This is a genomic window from Methanoregula sp., from assembly GCF_023227875.1.
GTDB lineage: Archaea > Halobacteriota > Methanomicrobia > Methanomicrobiales > Methanospirillaceae > Methanoregula.
This window is the reverse complement of sequence record NZ_JALOCH010000002.1, coordinates 96334-119695: the sequence shown is the minus strand read 5'-3', so window position 1 is coordinate 119695 and position 23362 is coordinate 96334. Positions and strand designations below refer to the sequence as shown.

Below are 23362 nucleotides of genomic sequence, written 5' to 3'. Positions count from 1 at the left end.
CTAAAAAATGGAGATGGCCGGTTAAATACAATACCGTATTCCATTCCCCGTCAATAATAGATCAGGGTACCATTTCCAAGCAGGGGCTTGTCACTGACAGGAGTGATATCGGCCACCATGCCCGGGGGACTTGCGGTCTTCACATCGATGAGCAGGTTGACTTCCCCCATGGGTGCCGTGACGGTTTTCTGTAAAAGCAGCGTGCTGTTGTCGTAGATCCCGACCGTCAGGGCATCCCCGGAATTATCCTGCTTCTGGATTATTGCCTGGACGATATTATTGGTCATCAGGACCAGGAACGTGTGGTTGCCAGTACCGGAGACCTTTTGAAGGAAGCCCGGGTTCCCGACGGTTCCGGTAAATGTGCCGGGGTAGATCACATTCACCCGCACACCATTCGGTTGTTCCGCCAGCGGAGCGGGTGGCAGTGTCTGTGTAACTGTCGGGGTAATGACCGTGACCGGACTACCGCCAGCCGGGTCCTGGGGGAATTGGGATATGAGGAAAATTCCCCCGAATACCACGAGCAGGGCGATAATGATAAGGACCCCGGCGATGAGGACCATGCGGCTCTGCCCGTGACCCGTTTTACGTGTGCCCGATGAACTGTCTGGAGTCCTGTCATCGTGCGCCCCGATGGTGATGCCGGTCACGGGAATGTCAGGAGTATAGGTGCCGGGCAATTCCCGTGCCTGCCCGGGGAGCGGGGGTCGTGGAATTATCGCATGTTCGCTGTAAACGGGAGGTTCAGGTATCTCATCAGGTTCCGGTATATCCTCCTCATCGGTGTCACTCCCGGTTTCAGCAGAGTATATCTCATCATCCTGTGGTCCAGCTGGTCGGACTTCTTCAGGTTCACGGGTATCCGCCAGTGCTGGTGTATCCGTATCCAGATTTTCCGGAATATCTTCAGGAGGCTGCAGGGATTTTGTTGCCGCCAGTACCGTGCTGGCAAACGATGATGGGGCTTTGGTTTCCGGTTCCGGTCCTGCCGGTGGTTCATGGATTGTCTCATCAAGCACTTCAACAGGCATGTTCTCCTGTGACGGTGTGGATTCTGCATCCGGCAGATAATCCAGGATTGGCGACTCATCCTCCATTATTTCCCGGGCATACGTGGGTTCTTCGGGTCCTGCGTCCACAACGATGACCGGTTCGGGGGGTTCCGGCTTCTCCTCCCAGATACTGTCCGTGTCAACCGGTGCCGGGGGGATTTCCGGAACATCCGGCACTGAGGGGCACTCTTCTGCGTTAGGTTCCGGCCCTTTACGGGAGCGTTCTTCAAGGAAGAACTCAAGCGAATCCGGCTCCTCGGAGATCACGACATCTTCCGGTGGCGGGGGAGGGGGCGTCTCAATGGATGTGCGGGGGCGGATGGGTTCAGGAGCAACCCAGCGCCTGACCGATGGCTGCATGCCGGTCTTCTTCTTTACCTGAACGATCGTTTTCTGCGCTGCCTGCTCGCGGGCGGTGATGACCTTCCCGATGAGTTCTTTCACCCAGAGCTCGCGTTCGTGCTTTCTCTTCTCTCCCTGCTGCTGGATGAAGATGAGGTTGACCTGTTCGGACCCGCTCAGGTCGCTGGGACTTTCGAGCGTGAGGATGATTGCCGGTTCTCCCGTGGGGGCCTTTCCGCTTTTAACGGTAATAATTGCCGGAAAGAGGATCATCCGGGGTTCGAAGCTGGTATACCGGTTGTCCATGAGTATGAGGCGCTCATTGGTCAGCAGGGCATCGTACATGACAGAGCCGACGCTCACCCGGTGCGTTGTCAGGATGATGGATTCACCATGGTTCAGGTACGGGGCGCTCATGATACCTCAGTATCTTCTCATTTTGGCTGTCCGGGCAGATATGCTTTTTAGGTGCGTTCCCGCTTTCGTGGAACGTTCATCCGGAATTCCCCTGATGATGGCGGGAGACCGGGTCCGGGAGCAGGATGCACCCGTGCATGAAAATGTCAGGAATGTTATGGAACAATTAACCGGCCAGAAAGGGTGTTATTCCCCGGTTGCCTTCTCAACCGGGGATCAGTCCTGATCATGAAAAGCGGATACGATGAGTCATGGAGGTTCCGTAACGATTGGTCTGTGTGTGGTAAGACCACGGATGCGTCGTGTGTAACCACGACATCCAGGCTCATGATCCAGAGATGTGTATTGTGTTGCGTTCCTGTTGTGTGTGCATGCGTCCGGTTGGTGCGTGTTTCCAAAGGGACACAATAGTCATAGGGATTGCAGGTTTATAAGTTTTTTTATTTAACTTATCAAAAATGTTAAATTAAAATAGTATACTAAACCGGGCCAGAATAATCATCCTGACATTAAGGTTCATCAGATGGATCTTTTTCATTCCGGGCATTCGTTACCGGTTCGCTCCTTAAAAAAGCCCGGAATTTCCACGAATGAATGTAAATAATTTAATAATAATAATTTACTTATTTGAAAAATAAAAGAAAATAGTTTTACGTGTTGCCTACCCACATCTCTCTGCAAAGGAATGATTACCATGCAACAGAGATCAAAAGTACACACGTTAATCCTTGTCAGTATCGTCTGCGGGCTGCTCCTTGTCTCGGCACTATTTGCCGGCTGCACATCCAGCACACCCCAGTCCACTGCCACTGCGGCCGCAACGGCAGCACCGGTCGCCCCCGCGGCTCCGGCATCCGTTGTCGTAGCAACCACCGTGGCTCCCGCGGCAACATCTGCCGGAGCAGTCCCCACCAGTACGCCCAAACCGGTGTATACATATTCCGAGGGTAATGTCGTGGCATACACGGCGGCCTCGCTCTCCGGTGTATCCCCGAAACTGGCAGAAGGTTTTGAGGAGATGTATCCCGGGCACAAGGTGGTCTTCAACCTCGCCGGGACCCAGGCAATAAAGACGCAGATCCAGCAAGGAGCCTACGCTGATGTCTTCATCTCGGCCAGCAACAAGTACACCACCGAGCTTACGGATGGCGGGTATTTTGTGACCGGCACGGTCAAGCCGCTCACGTCCAACTACGTGATCGTGATCCTGCCCGCAGACAATCCCGCCAATATCAAGTCGCTCGCTGATCTGGCAAAACCCGGCGTGAAGATCGCGATGGCTGACAAGAGCGTCCCGGTTGGCGCTGCAACGGCAGGTGTCATGGAAAAAATGGCAAAGTCATCGGAATACGGCACGGCATGGAACACAGCGGTATATGACAACGTGGTTACGTACGAAACAGCCGAACCCGCTGTTGCAGGCAAGGTCCAGCTCGGTGAGGTGGATGCAGGGTTCGTGTACGAATCCACGTACACTGCAGGGGGCGACAAATATCAGTCTGTCTCCATCGCGAAGAGCCTCAATTATCTCCAGACCTACTCGATCGGAATCCTCAAAGAATCCACGAGCAAAGGTGCGGCGGCCGATTTCGAAAACTTCATGCTCTCTGAAAACGGCCAGCAGATCCTCAAGAACTACGGCTTCAGGCCCCTCTAATCCTTTTTATTTTTATATCCGTCAATCATTCATGTACCATTGAACAACCGGCCTGATACGGGCATTCCTTATGAGACCAGCAGGCATTCTTCCGGAGAAGTACCGGCGTTCCCTCTCGTACAGTCTTGCAGGTCTCCTGATCCTTGCCGTAACCCTCTACCTCGCATTACCGGTTGTTGCACTCTTCTTCCGTACAACCCCCGAATTATTCTGGTCCTCGCTCTCGGACCCGCTCGTGATCAGTGCGCTCTGGTTGAGCCTCACAACATCCGTGATCTCGCTTGCCGTGGTGATCCTTGTCGGCACCCCGTTTGCCATCGTGCACGCGCGCTCATCGTATCCGGGCAAGGTGATTGTTGACACTCTTATCGATCTCCCGCTCGTCCTGCCCCCGGCAGTTGCCGGTTTTGCCCTGCTCGTTCTTTACGGCAGGATGGGACTGGTCGGGCGATACTTCAACATGCTGGGTATCCCGATTGCATTTACCACGCTTGCCGTCATCATGGCCCAGATCTTTGTTGCGTCGCCCTTTTACATGCGGCAGGCAAAATCCCTGTTCGAGCAATTCGACCAGAGCTACGAATATACTGCACGGACTCTCGGGGCCTCCCCGCTGCGGACGTTCATGACCATCACCCTCCCCCTCACCGCGACCGGGTTGGTCTCCGGTGCAGTGATGACATTCGGCCGTGCCCTGGGTGAGTTCGGTGCAACCATCATGTTCGCCGGCAACCTTCCCGGAGTGACCCAGACGATGCCCCTTGCGGTTTACGTGGGGATGGAGAGCAATTTCAACCTCGGGCTGACCATATCCATTCTGCTCGTCATCATCTCCTTCATCATCATGATCACGGTGAGGCTCGTCACCCGGAAAGAGGTGCCGCATGCTTAAGGTCGAATTCACCAGAACGCTGCGTGACTTCACCATGGCTCTCTCGTTTCAGGTCCGTGACGGCGAGATCCTCGCGCTCATGGGCAACAACGGGTCGGGCAAATCCACCACGCTCAACCTCATTGCCGGTCTCCTTCCCCCGGATTCAGGCTGTATCCGGCTCAACGGAGCCACGCTCTGTGAACCGGCACAGGGAACCCATATTGCAATCGAAGACCGCCGGATCGGCTACGTCTTCCAGAACGCAGCAGTGTTCCCCCACCTGTCCGTCCGGGATAATATCGCGTACGGTCTGCGGGCCCGGAACATGCCCCGCCTGGAAATTACCGAGCGTGTTGAGCAGATGATGGAACTGATGCATCTTGAAGATCTTGCACCTGTTAAAGCGGGTAACCTGTCCGGTGGCCAGAAGCAGCGTACAGCCCTTGCGCGTGCGATCGCGATCGGCCCGGCGCTCCTTATGATGGATGAACCTTTTTCGTCTCTCGATGTCGAGAGCACACACGCAGTCAAGAAGCTGACGCGGGATATTGTGAAGAAGATGCAGATCCCCTGTATTGTCGTTACACACCGGGTGGCCGACTGTCAAGAAATCGCGGACTGGGCGATGGTCATCTGTTCCGGAAAACGTGAATGGGAAGGCAGGCCCCCGGATATACCCCAGGACTGCACTGTATGCCGGTATCATTAATACCGAAAAAAAGTGAAGACCCGGCCGTCAGGCCGGTGTCGCGGCAGTCCGTGTTGCGTTCACGGTTGTTGTTACGGGGTTCGTAAATCTGTATGTATTTCTACGATTCCATGGGGTTTTTGCGTTGTGCCGCTCTCTGCAATCTGGCCCTCGTTGTAGATCGTGACCGTGAGAATGCCCCCAAAATCGTCGAGTTTCTCGACTGTGGCCTCCACGATCTCGTCCTTGGCCGGTATCTGGTAGACCAGGACACCCGATCCGGTGATCTCCCTCAGGCGACCTGAGGTCCCGAATGAAGCAGTGAAATTACCCTCGTATTCGATACGGATCCACACACCCGTCTGGGGGATTCCGCTCTGCGATACCGACGTTTCCATCACAGTCACTGTGGGAGTGACAACCGGCTGCTCTGTTATTATCGCGGTTGGCTGTTCGGTTGGTACAGAAGTCTGCGTGGCGGTTGCCGTAACCACGGGTGTTAATACCGGTGTTGCAACGGGTGTCGCAGACGGTGTCACGGCAGGACTGCCGATTCCGATCAATGACGGGGCAAAGAAATACACACCTATTGCGATGGCGATGATGAGAACAACCACCACACCCGCTGCAATGATCGTGTGTTTATTCGACGACGGTGCCGCACGCGGTTTCCGTGGCGAAAGCGGGGGGTTGTAATATTTTTCATCCTCCAGTCCCTGCGCTTTTCCCTCGTCACCTGCCTCTTCCGGGATCTCCCCGGCAACCCAGGGTGGCAGGAGTTCGGCCGGCTGCACGCCATGCTCCTGTTGTGCATTGACACTGGCCTCCTTGAGTTTTGTCGCCCATTCGTCACGTTCCAACGTGCGTTTTGTCTTTGGTTCCTGGGGAAAGACGATACCAAATGTATGCCGGGTCTCGTCTTTCATAACAACGGAGAGGGAGAGGACTGGGTCCATCGCGGATGTGTCGCCGATCGTCACGGTCTCCAGTGCGGTAAACGGTACGTCCTGCGGCTGCAACCGGGTGTGCCTGCTGTCAACGAGAATAAGGCGCTGATTGGTCAGGATCGCCTCGGCCGGTATCGTGTTGATGATGATATTGTGCGTTGATAGGATGATCGTTTCATTGGTGTTGAGGTATGGACTTCCCATGATCCCACGTTCCTAACTCTCATGTGCGTTCTGTTTGGCAATAGGCCTTATGGCCTGAAAGGCTCGCCAGAATCTCGACAACGAGAAGGGAGGCGAAGCCGGCCTTCGAAGAACGCTGATGCGTTCTTCTCATCCTCCCCGTCTGATGACAGGTCGGACTTCGAAGTTTCGAGGGTTATCAAACCCGAGAAACAAGAAGAATCCATCAGGATTCTTCGAAGAACGCTGAAGCGTTCTTCTCGTCCTCCTCGTCTGATGACAGGTCGGACTTCGAAGTTTCGAGGGTTATCAAACCCGAGAAACGAGAAGAATCCATCAGGATTCTTCGAAGAACGCTGAAGCGTTCTTCTCGTCCTCGAATCTCGCTTTGCTCGATTCTTCGGATAACGAAACCTTAACAACCTTTCCTGTCGAAGATATTCGCACTATGTGGAAGGCAGTGGGGATCGATGCATGGCTTGCGGCCCGGAAGACGAGCCTTGAGGATGCACGCGGCACCGTCACCGGGATTATCGGGCGGGTGAAAAACGAGGGAGACGATGCGCTCAGGGACCTTGTAAAGAAGTACGTCACGCTTGAGAATATCGCCGTCTCTGAAGAGGAACGCGAGGCCGCGTATGATGAAGTCGATACGCAGGTCGTAGAGGCCTTAATCGAAGCACACGCCCGGATCGAGCGCTTCCACGAGCGCCAGCGGCCCCGCGATCTCTGGTTCGAGGAGATGGAGCCGGGCGTGGTGCTCGGGATGAAGACAACGGCCCTGAACCGTGTCGGGCTCTACATACCCGGCGGCAGGGCGGCCTACCCGTCATCTGCCCTGATGTGTGCGGTCCCCGCAAAGGTTTCCGGGGTGAAGGAGATCTGCGCCTGCTCCCCTCCGCCCATCAAGCCCTTAACGCTTGTCTCCCTTGACATCGCGGGTGTCGATGAGATCTACCAGGCCGGCGGTGCACAGGCCATAGCGGCAATGGCACTCGGGACACAGTCGATAAAGCCGGTCCAGAAGATTGTCGGGCCGGGCAATGTTTACGTGACACTTGCGAAGATGATGCTCCGCGAACATGCGGAGATCGACTTCCCGGCAGGCCCGAGCGAGATCGGGATCATCGCGGACAGCACGGCGCACCCGAAGGTTATTGCTGCTGATGTGCTGGCCCAGGCCGAGCACGACCCGAATGCGGCCTGCATCCTGATCACGACCGATCCCGCTCTCCCGGCAAAGGTGGGAAAAGAGATCGAGAAGATGGTGGCAGATGCCCCCAGGAAAGAGATCATCGTTGAGGCGCTGAAGAACTCCGGGTATACCGTGGTCAATGACATCGATGAGGCGATCGCCGCATCTGATATGGTCGCTCCTGAGCACCTCTCGATCCAGGTTGCCGATCCCCTCACCGTAGTTACTAAAGTCAGGAATGCCGGTGCAATCTTTGTCGGCAGGTACTCTGCAGTTGCCTGCGGGGATTATGCGGTCGGCACCAACCACTGCCTCCCCACCGCAGGATACTCAAAGATGTACTCGGGACTTGATGTAGCGCACTTCTGCAAGACGGCATCGGTGGAGATGATCGACCAGGACGGGCTCGAGGCGATTGGCGATATCGTGGAGACGATTGCTGAAGCCGAGGGATTGTATGCTCACGCACAGTCCGTGAAGATCAGAAGAGCGCTCTGATTTTTTTCAATTACTCTTTTTTCCATCCCACAACACCCAACATACATCCTGTAACTCCTAGTGCAAGGACCGGCAGGAGCGGGTCAAACGGGGTCTCTGCTACCGGTTTATCAGAAGGAAGGAACTCGATATCCGCAGTTGCGTAATCCGCCTTGATGAACCGCTGGCGGTCGACCGGATCGTCAAGAACGTATACGGTATATTTTCCGGGCTTCATGGGGCCAAGGATGATGGAGGTATCCCATACATAAGTCCAGGTGCCATCCGATAGTTTCACCGGCGCCGTGGTGAACATGCCCCTCCCTGCGGGAATGTTCAGGTTATCGAGCGCAACGCCCCGGGGGTCAAGGTCCGGGCCGGTTACAAAGAGGAACACCGCGATTGTCGGTGTCCCGTTGACGGTTCCGTGGAGGGTGATCGTGTCGCCGATGTTTGCGACAGACGTTGACGTATTGACGGTGAGAATGACAGCGCCCGATACCGGCACGGCCATGACCAGCACGGCGGCAAGAAGGACCAGCAGGGGCGCACGTATCATACCTGAACCGTGTGCTTTCCAATCGTATAATAACTTCATAGTCCGTTAATCGCCCGGTCAGAACGTGACGACCATTACGGCTTCCTCCTCTTTTTTCAGCTCACCCTTGATATGCTCTGTATCGAAGTCATAGGTATCGTGGGGGTTGTAGTTCTCGTAGAGTTCGCACTTGTCAAGGATGTCGACGAACTCTTTTAAGAAGATCCGCGGGATGATATCGACCCGGCCGCCAAACCGCGTGGTGATCTTCCTGATCATTGCCCGGATAAACCGGTGCGAGATCCGCTCCCGGTCCGGCTCTGTATAGGCCCGGGCATACACGTCCACGACCTTGAGGGCAACCAGTTCGAGTTTGGCGGTATCGAATTTCGAGAGGATGATCTGCGGCTGGCGGGGATTCTTGAACGCATCGCTCTGGACGACGTTGATCCTGTCGTAGAGCGGGGGCAGGGAACGGATCCCGCGTGACCCCTCAAAGAGTGCCGGTGTCCCCGTGAACAGGAAGTAGCAACGGGGCATATCGCCCCGGTCCAGCGCATCGATGATCCGGACGAGCGTCTGGTATGCTTTCTCCCGCTGGTTCCGCTGGAGCCCCTGAGTGGTTTCCATCTCGTCGATCGCGATCGCAAGGCCACGGTACCCGGCTGCGTGGATGATCGAGACGAGGCCGCGAAGGAAGGTGAAGGCGATCGTATCGTCGATATCTCCCCGGATCCCTGCTTTCTGCTTGAGTTCCCTTCCGATGTTGGGCTCGGCGGAGATCCACCCGAGGGCCGCCTGTGCCAGCGTGAAATCCCCTGTATTGTTCGCCCGGTAATAGGTCCGCAGGGTAGCTGCGAGAGCGGAGTTCATCTCGGAGATGCCGGAGAGAGCCGTTTCGATCTCCCGCTCCGTAGCGGTCTCCAGCACGGCATCCTCTGTCCCGTTGCCGCTAACGGACAACAGCCGCTCCTCGATGCCAAAGAGCCAGTTGTCCACGATCGTCTTCATCGCGTGCTCCTCCCCGCTTGTCCGCAGGTTGGCACAGACCTGCTGGTAGATACCCTTCAGTTTGTGGAGGGGTGTTGAGGGCGCGATGACCACGTGGGACGTGACAAACCCCCTGGTCCGCGCAATCTCGAGGGCCCGGGCAACAAGGAACGTCTTACCGCTCCCGTATTCTCCCCGGATAAACTTGAGGTCGCCCCCGCCCTGTTCCACGTACTCCAGCTGTTTTGCGATCACGCCCTCTTCCACGTCAAGCCCGACCGCGATCCGTTCAAGCCCCCCGGCCGGTACCGTCCCTCTCCGGAGCGCGTTGATGATATTGATGCTCTCGAGCCGGCTCTTTGCCATCCGTTCAGGATCCGGTGTATTCATAGGTCTCCCCGTCCTCCCCAACGCCTTTCTTTTGGATCAAGGCAACGCCCTGCGATGCCGCCTTCTGTATCAGCCTGTTCACGATCCCGACGACCCTGCGGGTCCCAAGGACCTTGCGCAGTTCCATCTCGCTTGCCTTCCGGTGCGACCGGAGGAACGTGACGATCTTCTCCTCCTGGTCGGTGAGACCGAGCTTGTCGGTGATAACTTGTGTGGGAGGTGTGGTTTCCGGGTATTTCGGTGCCGGATTGTCATGCATGACCGGGCGATCGGCAAGGGTTTTTTCTTTGCAGTTCCGGATGAGGAGAAGGTAATCCTCGAGCCGGATCGCCTGCGAATGGGCCGGCATCACGTCCATCCCGCAGAGGCACAGATACTTGCAGCGTGCATAATCGGCCTCTTCCAGAGCATTGGACGCGGCAATGAAAAAAGCAATGGCCAGCAGCTCCATGCCCTCCGTACTCAGGGTAGTCCTCCTCTCCTCAAGCTTTTGTATGAGTTGCCCCGTCAACCGTTTCATGGAGCGCATCCGGCCCTTCTCGTTGACGATGATGGATGCGACCCTGGTCAGGTCCGCCCCTTTCCTGACATTGGCAAGGATATAGAGCATCACTTTCTCGCATTCGCGCTCTTCCCCGTTCTCTGCAAGGAACCGGGCATAGTCCTGCCCCCCGGCAAGGAAGTCTGCCCGGTACGCCCGGTAATACCACGACCGCGCCTCGCTCGTATTGCCACAATCATCGTAAAACCGTGCGGTTTCGAGCAGGCTGACAACGTTCATGTCCCGGGAGACGTGCTCCAGGAATCGGCGTGCGGCCTCGTCAGCAGGAAGGTGAATATTGAGGTACTGGCGGTATTTCCCGATGACAAGGCCCAGCGTGTCCATGTCGTTCTTTGATGTAAGTTCGTCCCGGACCAGCGCTTCATACCGGGCAAGGGCTCTCTTTTCATCGCCTGTTGCGGCAAGTAGATCGCATTCAACGAGTCGGTAGACCGGTTCATCGGGACAGAGTGACAGGAGTTCTCCAGCAGTTTTCTGTGCCTGCACCAGGTTGCCACTGGATTTCAGGAAGAGAACATAATCGAACAGGATTGCACAATCCGGGTGGTCCTTCAGGTGGGTGGCATAGACCTCAAGAGATCCTCTGGGATCATACCGGGCGAGCGCGTCAAGGTAGGTCCGGAGCGTTGCGGGGTCGTGTGTCTCTTTCCAGATCGCCAACGCAGCATCGGCAGCAGCCTGGAAATTCCGGGTTTTTACCAGTGCATCGATATATTCCTGCGATTTTCCCGTCTCCCCTGCATAGCGGGCATGGATGGTGAGTGCTTCTTTAGCCTCCCCGATCCCGATAAGCGCCCGCATCAGGTTCCTGATGTCACCGGGCTTCTTTGCGAGTGTGACGAGGTGACGGAAGACCGGCAGGGCCCCGCGGTAATCCTTGCGGGAGAGGAGATACTCCGCGTAGCTCCGCACGGCGTCCTGGTTGGTCGGGTCAAGGTGAAGGGCTGCGGCATATTCTGCGATTGCCCCTTCATCCCCCCGGGCTTCCATCACCTTTGCGAGGTAGCTGTGGACATATGAGGAGTCCGGCATCCGCACGGCAAGGTCGCGGAAAAAGACCTCCGCATCCTCGTGACGACCGGTATAGTAGAGGTTGGTTGCTGCGAGGATCTCGAGCGCCGGGTCCCGGCCGGACTCCAGCATCTGGTTGCAGACTAGGAGCGATTCCTGGTACCGCCCGTCTTCGAAGAGCCGGAACGCCTCTCGTTTCTGCTCTTCGGGTGGCAGGGGGATCATGGCCGGCCCTTGTGGAACCGGATAGTAAAAAGACCGGCGAGCATGTTGATCATGTCGCGCTTCCTGACCCGCGAGTCGCCCTTGTTCTGCCATTCTATGGGGACTTCCGTGATCGTAAACCCGGCAGACCGGAGTCTCCAGAGCAGTTCGACATCGAATTCGAAGCCCCGCGAGATCATTGATGGCAGGACGCTGTCAACAGCAGTTTTCCTGAAAACCTTGGCCCCGCACTGTGTGTCGTGAAACGTAAGTCCGAAGAGGATCCGGATGATGAGGTTGAACCCCCGGCTCTCCATCCGGCGCATCAGCCCCTGCCTGACCATAAGTTTCGATCCGGGAGCCCAGCGGGATCCAATCGCACAATCCGTGGAGCTGAGGATGGTGAAGAGACGAAGCATCTCCCCGATCGTTGTCGAGCCGTCGGCATCGAAATACCCGACAAACGGTGCCTGTGCAGCAGCGAGACCTGCAAGCACCCCCCCGCCTTTCCCGAGACGGTGGTCAAACCGGAGGCAGCGGATACGGAGATCCGCTCTCCTGATGGCAATGCTCTCGACAACATCTGCCGTCCTGTCTGTACCGTCACAGACAACGATAAGTTCCCCTTCGAACCGATCGATCCCCAGAAGGAGTGGCGAGATCCGGAACTCCTCGTTATACGCAGGGATCACAAGGCTGTAGGATAATTCGGGATCTGTCGTCATGGTGTGCGGAACAACCTGCATGTATCTGAACGCTGTAACACCTGTCTGTGTCCTGGAGGTGATTACATCCTGCCGTACGCGTACCTGGCATACGTACTGGCGTGATTATTACAATAATTATAGGCGGAGATTGCCAATAACGTTACTGGTGTTTCCCAAGGTGCTGGGCGAGCATGGTGCCGGGCCGGTATTTCTCCGCCATCGCGAGCGCGGTCTCGCGGAGGGCGTGGTGTTCTGCAAGGCAGCTGGCCGGTGGGGCGGATTTCCTGAGAATTGCCGAAGTGTTCTCGGTTATCTGGATCAGCTCCGTGGCAATGACGGCATTCAGCCAGACCATGTCTGCGAGCATCTCCCTGGTTTCCTTATCCTGCATGCAGAAAAGGTCAACTCTCCCGGGATATTAAGGCTGGGGACGGACACTTTTAATCCTTCTCCGGTATAACCTCATGGGAGCAGAATGAACTATCTTGATAAGATAAAAAAGGATGGCAGCATGGCCAATCCCTTCTTTTGCCTGATGGGGATCGAAATTGAAAGTGCAGAGGCCGGGAAGGCAGTACTGAAGATGCAGGTGCGGCCGGACATGCACAATGGCGTAGGCTGGCTCCAGGGTGGGATGCTTGCTGCGCTTGCGGACGAGGCGATGGCACTTGCGATCTATACGCAGCTCTCGGACGGGGAGGGGATTGCGACGATCTCCGAGTCCACCAGTTTTATCAGGGGCGTCCGGGATGGCGTTGTGTATGCAGAGGGACGCGTGATCAGGAAAGGGCGGAGGGTGGCGTTCTGCGAAGGAGAAGTCTGGACGCAGAACGGTGAAAAGGCCCTGCTCTCCCGGACCACCGCCGCGTTTGCGGTGACACGGGAAAAATAAAAGATTATTTTTTATTCTCTTTCGATTTCTTATCTGACGACTCTTTTGCTTCCGGTGTGCGGAACTTTACATGCCAGATAACTATGCCGACCGCAGCGATAACAACGATGACAAGGACAATGGTTGTCATGGGCAGTGCAGATGCTGCGTTTTTCTGTGCAGCGGCAAGTCCTGCTGTTGCATCGCGGTTACCGGGATCGGATTCAATGGCCTTGTTGTAGGCAGTGATCGCTTCGTCGTATCTTCCCATTTGGGAGAGGGCGTCTCCCTTGTTGATCAGGGCGATCGTGTAGTTCTGTTCAAGGGAGATTGCCTTGTCATAGGCGGAAAGGGCATCCTGGTATTTGTCGAGTTTGAAGAGGGCATAGCCCTTGTTGTTCCAGAGCATCTGGTCCTTCGGGTACAGTGCAATACCCTGGTCAAGGGATGCAACGGCATCGCTGTATTTCCCGAGCTGGATCTGTGCATACGCCTTGTCGCGGTACGTGTAGAGAAGACCGTCGGAGGCCTTGATCAACGTAGTATTTTCGGCAAGTGCTTTGTCGAACGTGTCAATTGCTTCCTGGTAACTTCCCTTGACGAGGAATGTTTCCGCAAGGTTGTAATAATCTGTTGCATTATCCCGGATCTGCTCAGTACCGGCAGTGACCGGCTGGATGATACAGATGCACAATGCGCACAGTGCAAGAATGTTCACAATATCCCGGCATTTCATGGTTACACATGTTCACCTGTGCACAAATTAATTTTGCTTTAATCTTATGGGCCTCCATGTCTGATAAGGCTGAAAACCGATTCTCCGGTATGCCCCCTCACTCCGGGTTTACCTGGAATTACCGTAAGATAACACTAATACGGATTGTGAGCAAAATATACAGCAATCGGGGAGATCTCCAGTGAAATACATCATTGTAACCGGCGGTGTGATGAGTGGTCTGGGCAAGGGAATCACAGCGGCATCCGTAGGAAGGATCCTGAAGAACCGGGGATACCGCGTCACCGCGGTCAAGATCGACCCGTACCTGAACATCGATGCAGGGACAATGAACCCCGCCCAGCATGGCGAGGTTTTCGTGCTCAAGGATGGGAGCGAGGTTGACCTCGACCTCGGCAATTATGAACGGTTCCTTGAGATCGAACTCACCGCCTCCCATAACATCACGACCGGCAAGGTATACCGCACGGTGATCGACAAGGAGCGCCGCGGCGATTTCCTTGGCGAGACCGTGCAGATCATCCCCCATATCACGGACCAGATCAAGACCTGCATCCGGCAGGCGGCCGAGGAAGAGTTCCCGGACGGGACGAAGGCAGAGATCTGCCTTGTCGAGGTAGGTGGCACCGTGGGTGACATCGAGAGCATGCCATTCCTCGAGGCGATCCGGCAGATGCGGGGTGAACTCCCGCCGCAGGATTACATCCTGATCCACGTGACCCTCATACCTGAGGATACGATGGGCGACATGAAGACGAAGCCCACCCAGCACTCAGTGAAAGCCCTGCGGGAACTGGGCCTCCACGCGGAGATCATTGTTGGCAGGAGCGAGCACCCGATGAGTGCCAACACCAAGCGCAAGATCTCGGCGTTCTGTGACCTCCCCCAGAGTGCGGTCATCTCTGCGGCGACAGCCCCGGATACCTATGCCGTCCCGATGGAGATGGAGAAGGAGGGTATCGCCGATGTGCTCTCCGCCCATCTCGGGCTCGACCGAAAGGAAGCGGACACCTCGTGGTACCGGGTGGTGAACAAGGAGTACACGAACCGGGTGACCGTTGCGATCGTCAGCAAGTACGGCATTGAGGACGTGTATATCAGTATCAAGGAATCGCTCAAGCATGCCGGACGGGCACTCTCCACCGAGGTGAAGATCGCATGGCTGGACGCAGAACGGTACGAGCGGTCTTCGCTGAAGGACTACGATGGTATCCTGATCCCGGGTGGCTTTGGCAAGCGGGGGGTCGAGGGGAAGATCGAGGCGATCAGATTTGCCCGGGAGAACAACATCCCGTTCCTCGGACTCTGTCTCGGGTTCCAGCTGGCAACGGTCGAATACGCCCGGAACAAGGCTGATATTGCCGATGCAACGAGCGAGGAGTTTGATGCAGGGACCCACGTAATCGCCCTTCTGCCTGAACAGGAAGGGCTCCATGAACTGGGCGGGACGATGCGGCTCGGGAACTATACCGCCGATATCATCGATAACACCCTTGCCCATAAACTGTATGGCGAGAAACAGGTAGTTGAGCGGCACCGTCACCGGTACGAAGTGAACCCGGAGTACATCGCGAAGCTGGAGAAAGCAGGGCTGGTCTTCTCGGCAACGAACAGGAACCGGATGGAGTGCCTGGAACTGCCCGGGCACCCGTTCTTCTTTGCCACCCAGTTCCACCCGGAATTCAAGTCACGGCCCACCCGGCCGTCACCGCCCTACCTGGGATTTGTCGAGGCATGCAGGGCGAACAAGCGGACAAAATAACTGGAGCATAACCATGGTCAATACGGAAAAGTTCATTGCAAAAGCAATTGAGGAGATCAAAACCTCCGCGGGATCGGAGAAAGTCGTCATGGCTCTTTCCGGCGGGGTCGACAGCTCTGTCTGTGCAGCCCTAGCAGCCCGCGCTATCGGTGATAACCTCATTCCGATCTATATCGACACCGGCCTGATGCGGAAGGGTGAGACCGAGCGGATCCGGACCATCTTCTCCACCATCAGCCTGAGTATTGTGCATGCCGAGGATGAGTTCCTGAATGCACTCACGGGTATCACGGACCCGGAAGCGAAGAGGAAGGCAATCGGGGAACGGTTTATCCGTGTCTTTGAGCGGGAAGCCCGGAAACAGGGTGCAAAGTGCCTGTTACAGGGCACCATCTATCCCGACCGGATCGAGAGCGAGGGCGGGATCAAGAGCCACCACAACGTAGGAGGCATGCCGCTCCACATGGAGTTCACGAAAGTGATCGAACCGATCCGCGACCTTTACAAGGATGAAGTGCGTGAGGTTGCAGGAGCACTTGGCCTGCCAAAAGAGATCCAGCACCGGATGCCGTTCCCGGGCCCCGGGCTCGCGGTGAGAGTGCTGGGTGAGGTGACGAGAGAGAAGGTTGCTGTCATCCGCGAGGCGAACTGGATCGTTGAGGACGAGCTGGTGGAGACATACCACCCCTGGCAGTGCTTTGCCGCACTCATCGGTCTTGGGACCGGCGTCAAGGGCGACAACCGGATCCACGGGTGGATCGTGGCGGTGAGAGCGGTCAATTCCCGGGACGGGATGACCGCAGATCCGATCAATATCCCCTTCGACCACCTCACGAGAATCGGGTCGAGGATCACCGCAGACATCCCGAGTGTTGCCCGGGTTGTCTACGATATTACGGCAAAACCCCCGGCAACGATCGAATATGAATAATCGTGAAATGTTAAACGTGATTGGAATGGAAACAACAAGCCAGATGAAAGAGCTCGACGAGCGCTTTTATATGCCCGCGTTCTCACGCGAGATCGCCCTTGTCAAAGGCGAAGGCTCAAAGGTGTGGGATGCGGAAGGGAAGGAATACATCGACTGCGTGGCAGGCATTGCGGTCTGCAGTACCGGCCACTGCCACCCGGCGGTGGTGAAGGCGATCTGCGACCAGGCACACCAGCTGATCCACTGCTCGAACCTCTACTATATCCCGCACCAGGGGGATCTTGCAAAGAAAGCTGTTGAGATTACCGGGATGCACAAGGCGTTCTTCTCCAATTCGGGGGCGGAAGCAACCGACGGGGCGCTCAAGCTTGCCCGTGTCAGGACCGGCAAGAAGAAATTCGTTGCCTTCACCCACGGGTTCCACGGGCGTACCATCGGGTCGCTTGCGGTGACCCACAAACCCGGTATCCGCGAGCCGTTCGAACCGCTCGGGATGGCCCGGACCTTTGTCGACTATGGCGATCTCGAAGGACTGAAAAAAGTTGTCGACAACGATACCGCAGGGGTCATCGTGGAGCCTATCCAGGGAGAGGCCGGCGTCATCATCCCCCCCGACAGTTTCTTTGAAGGGATCCGTGAGGCCTGCGACAAGACCGGGGCTCTCATGATCGTTGACGAGGTGCAGACCGGCATGGGACGCACGGGCAAGTGGCTGGCCATGCAGCACACGAAAGTACAGCCGGATATCGTCACCCTGGCAAAGGGGATCGCAAGCGGGTTCCCGATGGGAGCGCTTGTTGCCCGCGAAGGGCTTGAGTTCAAGAAGAGTGAGCACGGGAGCACCTTTGCCGGCGGGCCGCTTGCCTGTGCCGCAGCAATGGCCACGATCGGCGTGATTGAGAAGATCCTGCCGGAAGTGGCAGTCAAGGGGGAGCGTTTCCGGAAGGGGCTTGCAAAATACAACCCCCGTGTACGGGGACTCATGATCGGCATGACAATCGGCGACAAATGCCCGGAGGTCCAGAAGAAATGCGCAGAGCAGGGTGTCCTTGTCAACTGCGCAGCGGACGGCAACCTCCGTCTCGTGCCCCCGCTCACCATCAGCAATGCCGAGATCGACACGGTAGTGAAGGTTCTCAATGGAACGCTTGGTTAGGTCCTGCTACAAGAAGAAGAGCGGGTACGTCTTCGCAAAGAAAGCGGAGGATATCGCACGCGAGTACGGCATGACCCGCATAGCCCGGCTCGCGAGCAACGAAAACCCCGAGCCGCTCTCACCGGCAGCGCTTGCCGCAGCGGAAGATGCCCTGAAAACAGTCAACCGCTACCCGGATGAGAAGGCCAACGTACTGATGAGCGCCCTCCGGGCCACCTATGCACACGAACACTTCGTGACCGGGGTCGGGATGGACGGGGTCATCGAGACAATCATCCGTACCCTCGTTGAACCTGGGGAGAAGGTGGCGGTCTCGACCCCAACCTTCTCGTTCTATGCCCTTGCCGCAATGGGACAGGGTGCAGAGGTCGTCACAATTCCGCGTGAAGCGGACTTCTCGGTAGACCCGAAGAAGCTCATAAAGGAAGCAAAGGACGCAAAAGTCACAGTCCTCTGCTCGCCCAACAACCCGACCGGGAATGCAACACCCATCCCCGTTGTAGAAGAGGTGCTCGAAGGGATCGAAGGCCTGCTCTTTCTGGACAATGCCTACGTGGAGTTCTCGGGGATCGATTATCTCCCGCTGATGAAGCGGCACGAGAACCTGGTGCTCGGCCGGACCATGTCGAAAGTCCACTCGCTGGCCGGGCTCCGGATCGGGTATGCCTTTACCCCCCGCTGGCTGCCTCCCTGGTACCAGCGGGCAGGCACACCGTTTACGGTCAACGCGGTCTCGATGGTCGCAGCAGCAGCAGCGCTCGGTGACGTCGGGCATGCAGAGCGCTATATTGCGCAGGTGAAACGCTGGAGAAAACGGTTCGCGGATGAGGTGAACTATCCTGTTCTTCCTTCCGACGCGAACTTCGTCATGATCGATGTCTCCCCGCACAAGAGCGACGAGATGGTAGAGGAACTGGCGCGGAAGGGTGTGGTCGTCCGCTCCTGCCGGAGTTTCACCGGGCTTGAAGATCATTATGTACGGGTCAGCATTGGCGAAGACTGGGAGAACGAACAATTCGTGAAGGTGATCAACACCTTATGATGTGCGGCATCACCGGCACACCCGGGACCGGCAAATCGATGATAGCAGATGAGCTGGCACGCCGTGGCCACACGGTAGTCCACATTACCGATACCGTCGGGCCCTATGTTGACGGTGATGACGAGAAGCGCGATGTGCAGGTGATCGATGTCGACCGCTGGGCCGCGGAGTTTGTCCCTGTTGACGGGTTTGTCGAGGGACACTTTGCCCACCTGCTCCCCTGTGACCGGGTGGTGGTCCTCCGCTGCCGCCCTGACGAGCTGAAGGCCCGGCTTGCCCGGCGCAAGTACCGGGAGGCGAAGATCCGGGAGAACGCGGAGGCAGAGGCGCTCGACTCCTGCCTTATCGAGACCGTGGAAGAGCACGACCCCTCCCACATATTCGAGCTCGACACAACCGGGCGGGACGCCCCGTACTGTGCTGATAGGATCGAGCAGTTCACCGGGGGAGAGATACCCGCGGACTTCGGTCATATTGACTGGACCTCGTTCATTGAGGTGGGATAATGACCCTCGACCAGTACCGCTCCCATGTAAACGTATACTTCGACCCGCTGGTCTCCATTGCAATACGGTGCCGTCTGACACCGAATTTCTTCACCATCGCCGCCCTCCTGGCATCGGCCGCTGCGGGTGTCCTGTTCTTCTTCCGGATGGAGTTCTTTGCGATCGTTGCCGTTGCGCTCAATGCCTTCTGCGACGCGATGGACGGGGCTGTTGCCCGGGCAACGAATGCCCAGAGCAAACGCGGGGATTTCCTTGACCATGCTGTGGACCGGTACGCGGATATTTTCATCATTACCGGCATCTTTGCCGGGGGCATGGTCCCATGGCAGATCGGTGTCTTCGCCCTGACCGGTGTCCTGATGTCATCGTATCTCGGGACCCAGGCTCAGGCGGTTGGTGTCGGGCGGTATTATGGCGGGCTGCTTGGCCGTGCGGACCGTCTTGTGATGATCCTGGTTGTCGGGATCATCGACCTGCTTGTCCCCTTAAGCTTCTACAGCCTCTCGCTCTTTGGCTGGATGCTTCTCCTCTTTGGTATCTTCGGGCATATCACTGCGCTCCAGCGGTTTGCCTATGTCTGGGCGAAGGTTGAATAAAACAGTCAGTAATATCTCCCTTTTTCAGGAGTCATTCAGGACAATGTCCTGATATACTCCAGCGCTGCAACCGCATCCACCCTCTTCTGGTCGCAGGCATGGGTCCTGACCCATGCAAGGAACCGCTCCTGCGTTCCAGAATCTACTGCATCCATTGCCGATAAGACGATTCTCGGGTAGGTACGTTGGGGATAAAATATGGACTGCGCAGCGGAGAGGAGGGCTGCATGATCCTTTGGGGTAATAATCCCCTGCTTTTCCGCATCACGGAGCGTGAAGCGGATGTTGATGAGCGGTTCAGAAAGGGAGAACCCGGTCTCGGGGTCGAAGACGAGCGCGACCTCGTCGTCCGAGATGAGTTCGCCACTCTTGTACATCCGGTATACCTCCCCGATGCCGGTCATTCCCAGCGTGTCCATCTCGGCAGCCCGCAGGGCACCCATGCTGGACGCCCCGACAACCTTCACACTTTTTTTCACGGCAGCGAGGATCTCCCGGTGTGCTACTGCCGATTCCTGGTGGAAGACACCATCGATCAGGCCGATGATGTCAGCCCCGTCCTCAACGGCCCGGAGGAGGTCGCCCCTTTTTGCGGGAGGCCGGTATTCCGCAGCGAGGATCTTCTCCGCTGAGTTCAGGTCAAGGCTTGGGCCGAGAAAGACGATGATCCTGTGCATGCTTCACCCGTTCGCCCTTCCGTTCAGGGTCCATGGCGAACATTTCGAGACCCGGCACGATTACCCTGACGACCGGAATACCGATCTCCTCGCGGGTCAGGTCCACGACAATGACCCGGTCAAGTCCCTGTTTTTTCAGTGCATCAATGACATTCCGGATATCCTTAGCGAAATCATCGGTGTCCGATGACGTGATGGCCGCGTAATCCTCGGTCCCGTTGTCCCGGTACCAGTACCCGTTGATCCGCTTCGCCCGCTCGTAGCCCATCTTCTTGCGCATCTCGGCGAGGGTGGTGTCCTCGCGGGCCCCGTGGATCTGGGTGAGCCGGCTCTGGGCCACCTCGGTAAGCGCCCGCATCACGGCGATCCGTGCGCTCGTGTGGGTGCCGATGCCGATGGTGAGGAGGCTGGGATCTTTTAAGAGCACATCGTCTGCCACCGCGGCAATCGTGGGGATGCCGATGTCGCTCGTGATATCCCGTATCGTGACCTCGACCTGTGCATCGGCAAATTTCTTCTGCATGTCCCGGATCACCGGGTCATCGATCTCCACAACGGCGGGCCCCGTGTTCCGTGTCGTTTCAACAAGGGACCATGCATCCCGTTCGATCACTTCTGAGAGGGCGTGGAAGACCGCCTCTTCAAGGGTATTTCCCGAGGCAAGGCCGTTGGTGTTCGTGCGGCAGGGCCCCCGGTACTTCGGGGGAAGGGGGTGGAATACCGCGTAAGCAGGGACCCACAGTGTCCTGTTACTTACAATATCATATCCCTCGCACCATGACGTGAACCGGTCCGTTTCCGCACCTTCCGGCAGGATCAGGTCTCTGGGGTCGAGCACGGGACCGCTGGCATGCATCTCATCGTACAGTGCGACCCGGAGGTCCCGGTCGTGCACCTCGGCCGAGTACCGCTCGATGCCCTCCATGATCGCCGAGATCCTCGATTCCTCAACGGTCGCGCCTTTCCCGTTATACACGGTGATGGCCCCGTCCATTGCGGTTGGCCGTATGCAGGAGAAGACCGGGATCCCGATCCGGTCCAGGTTTGTGATATCTGCGACCCGTGTGATCCCCGCAGCAGGTACCTTGGGCTCGATCCGGGCCAGGGTCTCCTGCAGGGGAACTGCACGCTGCGTCTCGTTATTATAGGCCTTTTTGCACGATCTGATCTGCATTGGGTTCACCGGAGGTGTTGATGGCACGCCGGACAGGGTCCTGGAATGCTCTGTATATTAGGGTGTTCGCTTCCGGGGTTTATACATGCCCATAAGTGATTCTTCCTTGTCCGGGATCGGTCCATATTATTCCCGGTTCTCTCCGGTAACTGCGAATATTTCCATAATCAAATAAATCCATAAATGTCAACGCGATGTACTTCGTACTGGAAAGAAGTGATCTCATGAAACGCCCTGACCCTCTATCAGCCTGCATGGTACTCATCGTTGTAGTCCTGTTTGCTGCCGGCTGCACCTCTGCCTCGCCCGGCAGCACGAAGGACACATCCCCGGTTACACCGGCTGTCACACCCGGCCAGTCCTCGTGCGGGTTCACCACCTGCCATGGCCTCGATCTTGCGTGCGGGACGAATGCTCCCGAGGTCTGCGATATGTCTTACCGTGTCGGCGACAAATGCCGGCAGTACGCCCGCTGCGATTCCAGCGGCGGGAGTTGCACGCTGGTCACGTCCCCGGAGTTTGATTCCTGCAAGTCCTGCGTGGAACGATGTGAGGCAATAAAATCGGAAACCGTTGACCCGGCCATGGTCTTTGAATGCGAAGCGAAGTGCTGAGCGGGATCAGGTCTCTTTTTTAAAAAGGGGATCCCATAATCCGGTTCAGAACCAGCTCTCCAGCGTTTTCTGCCCGGCTTTCACCGTGAACCCTTCCATTGCCTTGTCCACCCTCTCCGGAGAAAAGTCATAGCCATCGCAAAGCATCTTCCTGATTCCCTCAGCATCGGGATGTCCCGCCGCAAGGGAGTAATCGTCCGTTACCGGCGGGTGGAGGAACATATCCATCACCGGCGACGGGTCAAAGTCCGGCTGCTTCTCCGCAAGTTTTGCCGCAAACTCGCCTTTCTGCACGATCTTCAGCCCGGTCTTTGCGCCAACCCCTTCGACCCCCGGGTTGAAGTCGGTCCCCACAAGGATACCGATCTCGATCAGCTGTTCGCGGGTCAGTTTCAGGCCGGCAAGGGTGTCCGCGAGCACGATCCGCTCGGGACTAACCGTGATCTGCCGGCCCCGGATCTTCCTCTTACCCGATACCGTCAGGTTACGGACAAGCATCGGGGCACCGAAAAGGAGCGTATCGTAGTCCTGCGAAACAACGTACCGGGCATCCCCCTTTACCACCATGTACGATGCCTGTGCCTCGCCCTCGCCCGGCGCCTGGACAAACGGGATCCCCATCAGCCCCAGCAGTTCCTTGGAGGTCGCGATGATCGTTGCGTCGACCCGTGTCGATGACCGGGCCTGCTTGTATGCCTCGGCCTCGTCGCCCCGCTCCACCGCTTCCTTCCATTTAATCCCGGCAGTATCGCGGAGCTTCCGGCGCTCGTCAATGGTCGCCTGCTTCAGCTCCGTTGGTTTCCCGTCAAAGACAAAGACCGGTTTTATCCCCTTCTCCATGAAATTCGCGATACGGAAGAGGATGCCGGAGAGGTGGGACGTGACCCGGCCCTGCCGGTCCATCAGCGGCGTCCCGTCCGGCTGCCGGATGATGGTGAGGAACTGGTACAGGGCATTGTTCGCATCGATTGCCGCGATGCCCGAGAGCGCCTCCCACGTGACCGGCGTCTTATAATCTGCGATGATATCCCGTAGTGCAACGCCCATTGTTCAGCCTGCC

At 57.0% G+C, this 23362-nt stretch carries 24 protein-coding genes; 13 read left to right on the top strand and 11 right to left on the bottom strand.

The window, feature by feature from the left end; genetic code table 11:
* Positions 1–50: 50 nt before the first annotated feature.
* The gene (locus M0R30_RS02915; RefSeq protein WP_292543100.1) at positions 51–1814 is read right to left on the bottom strand and encodes a hypothetical protein; all 1764 of its coding nucleotides are present in this window, start codon (positions 1812–1814) and stop codon (positions 51–53) included.
* A gap of 67 nt (positions 1815–1881) precedes the next feature.
* On the opposite strand from M0R30_RS02915, the gene M0R30_RS02910 reads away from it, so the two are divergent.
* From M0R30_RS02910 to M0R30_RS02895, 4 genes are all read left to right on the top strand, one after another.
* Entirely contained in the window at positions 1882–2040 is a 159-nt protein-coding gene (locus tag M0R30_RS02910) for a hypothetical protein (protein WP_292543096.1), read from the top strand.
* Positions 2041–2508: 468 nt separating this feature from the next.
* Positions 2509–3471, top strand: a complete 963-nt coding sequence (gene modA / locus M0R30_RS02905) for a molybdate ABC transporter substrate-binding protein (RefSeq protein ID WP_292543094.1) — start codon at positions 2509–2511, stop codon at positions 3469–3471.
* Between the two features lie 70 nt (positions 3472–3541).
* Positions 3542–4363 (top strand): ABC transporter permease, encoded by an 822-nt coding sequence (locus tag M0R30_RS02900; RefSeq protein ID WP_292543092.1) that lies wholly within the window; start codon positions 3542–3544, stop codon positions 4361–4363.
* Positions 4356–5054 carry an ATP-binding cassette domain-containing protein gene (locus M0R30_RS02895; RefSeq protein WP_292543089.1) on the top strand — a complete coding sequence of 233 codons (699 nt, stop codon included), beginning with the start codon at positions 4356–4358 and terminating at the stop codon, positions 5052–5054. The genes M0R30_RS02900 and M0R30_RS02895 overlap by 8 nt, the downstream gene beginning before the upstream one ends.
* A 71-nt stretch (positions 5055–5125) precedes the next feature.
* Here M0R30_RS02895 and M0R30_RS02890 read toward each other — a convergent pair whose 3' ends face one another.
* Positions 5126–6184 carry a hypothetical protein gene (locus M0R30_RS02890; protein WP_292543087.1) on the bottom strand — a complete coding sequence of 353 codons (1059 nt, stop codon included), beginning with the start codon at positions 6182–6184 and terminating at the stop codon, positions 5126–5128.
* A gap of 427 nt (positions 6185–6611) precedes the next feature.
* On the opposite strand from M0R30_RS02890, the gene hisD reads away from it, so the two are divergent.
* Positions 6612–7856 carry a histidinol dehydrogenase gene (gene hisD / locus M0R30_RS02885; protein ID WP_292543084.1) on the top strand — a complete coding sequence of 415 codons (1245 nt, stop codon included), beginning with the start codon at positions 6612–6614 and terminating at the stop codon, positions 7854–7856.
* A gap of 10 nt (positions 7857–7866) precedes the next feature.
* Here hisD and M0R30_RS02880 read toward each other — a convergent pair whose 3' ends face one another.
* The 5 genes from M0R30_RS02880 to M0R30_RS02860 form a co-directional block, all read right to left on the bottom strand.
* Positions 7867–8394, bottom strand: a complete 528-nt coding sequence (locus tag M0R30_RS02880; protein WP_292543082.1) for a hypothetical protein — start codon at positions 8392–8394, stop codon at positions 7867–7869.
* A gap of 57 nt (positions 8395–8451) precedes the next feature.
* Entirely contained in the window at positions 8452–9753 is a 1302-nt protein-coding gene (brxD, locus tag M0R30_RS02875) for a BREX system ATP-binding protein BrxD (RefSeq protein WP_292543080.1), read from the bottom strand.
* Complete coding sequence (locus tag M0R30_RS02870; protein ID WP_292543078.1) at positions 9734–11551, bottom strand: hypothetical protein; 1818 nt, start codon at positions 11549–11551, stop codon at positions 9734–9736. The genes brxD and M0R30_RS02870 overlap by 20 nt, the downstream gene beginning before the upstream one ends.
* Entirely contained in the window at positions 11548–12255 is a 708-nt protein-coding gene (locus M0R30_RS02865) for a dolichyl-phosphate beta-glucosyltransferase (RefSeq protein ID WP_292543076.1), read from the bottom strand. Before M0R30_RS02865 ends, M0R30_RS02870 begins: the two co-directional genes overlap by 4 nt.
* A 142-nt stretch (positions 12256–12397) precedes the next feature.
* Entirely contained in the window at positions 12398–12628 is a 231-nt protein-coding gene (locus M0R30_RS02860; RefSeq protein WP_292543074.1) for a hypothetical protein, read from the bottom strand.
* Between the two features lie 84 nt (positions 12629–12712).
* Here M0R30_RS02860 and M0R30_RS02855 point away from each other — a divergent pair, with 84 nt between their 5' ends.
* On the top strand, positions 12713–13129 hold the full coding sequence (locus M0R30_RS02855) for a PaaI family thioesterase (protein WP_292543072.1): 417 nt from the start codon (positions 12713–12715) through the stop codon (positions 13127–13129).
* 4 nt (positions 13130–13133) lie between these two features.
* On the opposite strand, the gene M0R30_RS02850 is transcribed toward M0R30_RS02855, so the two are convergent.
* Positions 13134–13844: a tetratricopeptide repeat protein gene (locus tag M0R30_RS02850; protein WP_292543069.1), complete on the bottom strand. Its 711-nt coding sequence runs from the start codon at positions 13842–13844 to the stop codon at positions 13134–13136.
* Between the two features lie 181 nt (positions 13845–14025).
* Here M0R30_RS02850 and M0R30_RS02845 point away from each other — a divergent pair, with 181 nt between their 5' ends.
* The 6 genes from M0R30_RS02845 to M0R30_RS02820 are packed head-to-tail and all read left to right on the top strand — an operon-like array spanning position 14026 to position 19837.
* Positions 14026–15606 (top strand): CTP synthase, encoded by a 1581-nt coding sequence (locus tag M0R30_RS02845; protein ID WP_292543066.1) that lies wholly within the window; start codon positions 14026–14028, stop codon positions 15604–15606.
* Between the two features lie 13 nt (positions 15607–15619).
* Positions 15620–16537 carry a glutamine-hydrolyzing GMP synthase gene (gene guaA, locus M0R30_RS02840; protein WP_292543064.1) on the top strand — a complete coding sequence of 306 codons (918 nt, stop codon included), beginning with the start codon at positions 15620–15622 and terminating at the stop codon, positions 16535–16537.
* 25 nt (positions 16538–16562) lie between these two features.
* A complete protein-coding gene (locus M0R30_RS02835; protein WP_292543062.1) occupies positions 16563–17693 on the top strand; it encodes an acetylornithine/succinylornithine family transaminase in 1131 nt (376 codons plus the stop codon).
* Entirely contained in the window at positions 17677–18735 is a 1059-nt protein-coding gene (hisC, locus tag M0R30_RS02830) for a histidinol-phosphate transaminase (protein ID WP_292543058.1), read from the top strand. Before M0R30_RS02835 ends, hisC begins: the two co-directional genes overlap by 17 nt.
* A complete protein-coding gene (locus tag M0R30_RS02825) occupies positions 18732–19241 on the top strand; it encodes an adenylate kinase family protein (RefSeq protein WP_292543055.1) in 510 nt (169 codons plus the stop codon). The genes hisC and M0R30_RS02825 overlap by 4 nt, the downstream gene beginning before the upstream one ends.
* On the top strand, positions 19241–19837 hold the full coding sequence (locus M0R30_RS02820; protein ID WP_292543053.1) for a CDP-alcohol phosphatidyltransferase family protein: 597 nt from the start codon (positions 19241–19243) through the stop codon (positions 19835–19837). The genes M0R30_RS02825 and M0R30_RS02820 overlap by 1 nt, the downstream gene beginning before the upstream one ends.
* Positions 19838–19872: 35 nt before the next feature.
* Here the strand turns inward: M0R30_RS02820 and M0R30_RS02815 are convergent, their stop codons facing one another.
* Both M0R30_RS02815 and M0R30_RS02810 read right to left on the bottom strand, forming a co-directional pair.
* Complete coding sequence (locus M0R30_RS02815; RefSeq protein WP_292543050.1) at positions 19873–20514, bottom strand: TfuA-related McrA-glycine thioamidation protein; 642 nt, start codon at positions 20512–20514, stop codon at positions 19873–19875.
* Positions 20477–21688: a YcaO-related McrA-glycine thioamidation protein gene (locus M0R30_RS02810; RefSeq protein ID WP_292543047.1), complete on the bottom strand. Its 1212-nt coding sequence runs from the start codon at positions 21686–21688 to the stop codon at positions 20477–20479. Before M0R30_RS02810 ends, M0R30_RS02815 begins: the two co-directional genes overlap by 38 nt.
* A gap of 224 nt (positions 21689–21912) precedes the next feature.
* Between M0R30_RS02810 and M0R30_RS02805 the strand changes: the two genes are divergently transcribed.
* A complete protein-coding gene (locus M0R30_RS02805; RefSeq protein WP_292543044.1) occupies positions 21913–22302 on the top strand; it encodes a hypothetical protein in 390 nt (129 codons plus the stop codon).
* A 45-nt stretch (positions 22303–22347) separates the two neighbouring features.
* Here M0R30_RS02805 and fen read toward each other — a convergent pair whose 3' ends face one another.
* Entirely contained in the window at positions 22348–23349 is a 1002-nt protein-coding gene (fen, locus tag M0R30_RS02800) for a flap endonuclease-1 (RefSeq protein WP_292543042.1), read from the bottom strand.
* Positions 23350–23362: the final 13 nt, after the last annotated feature.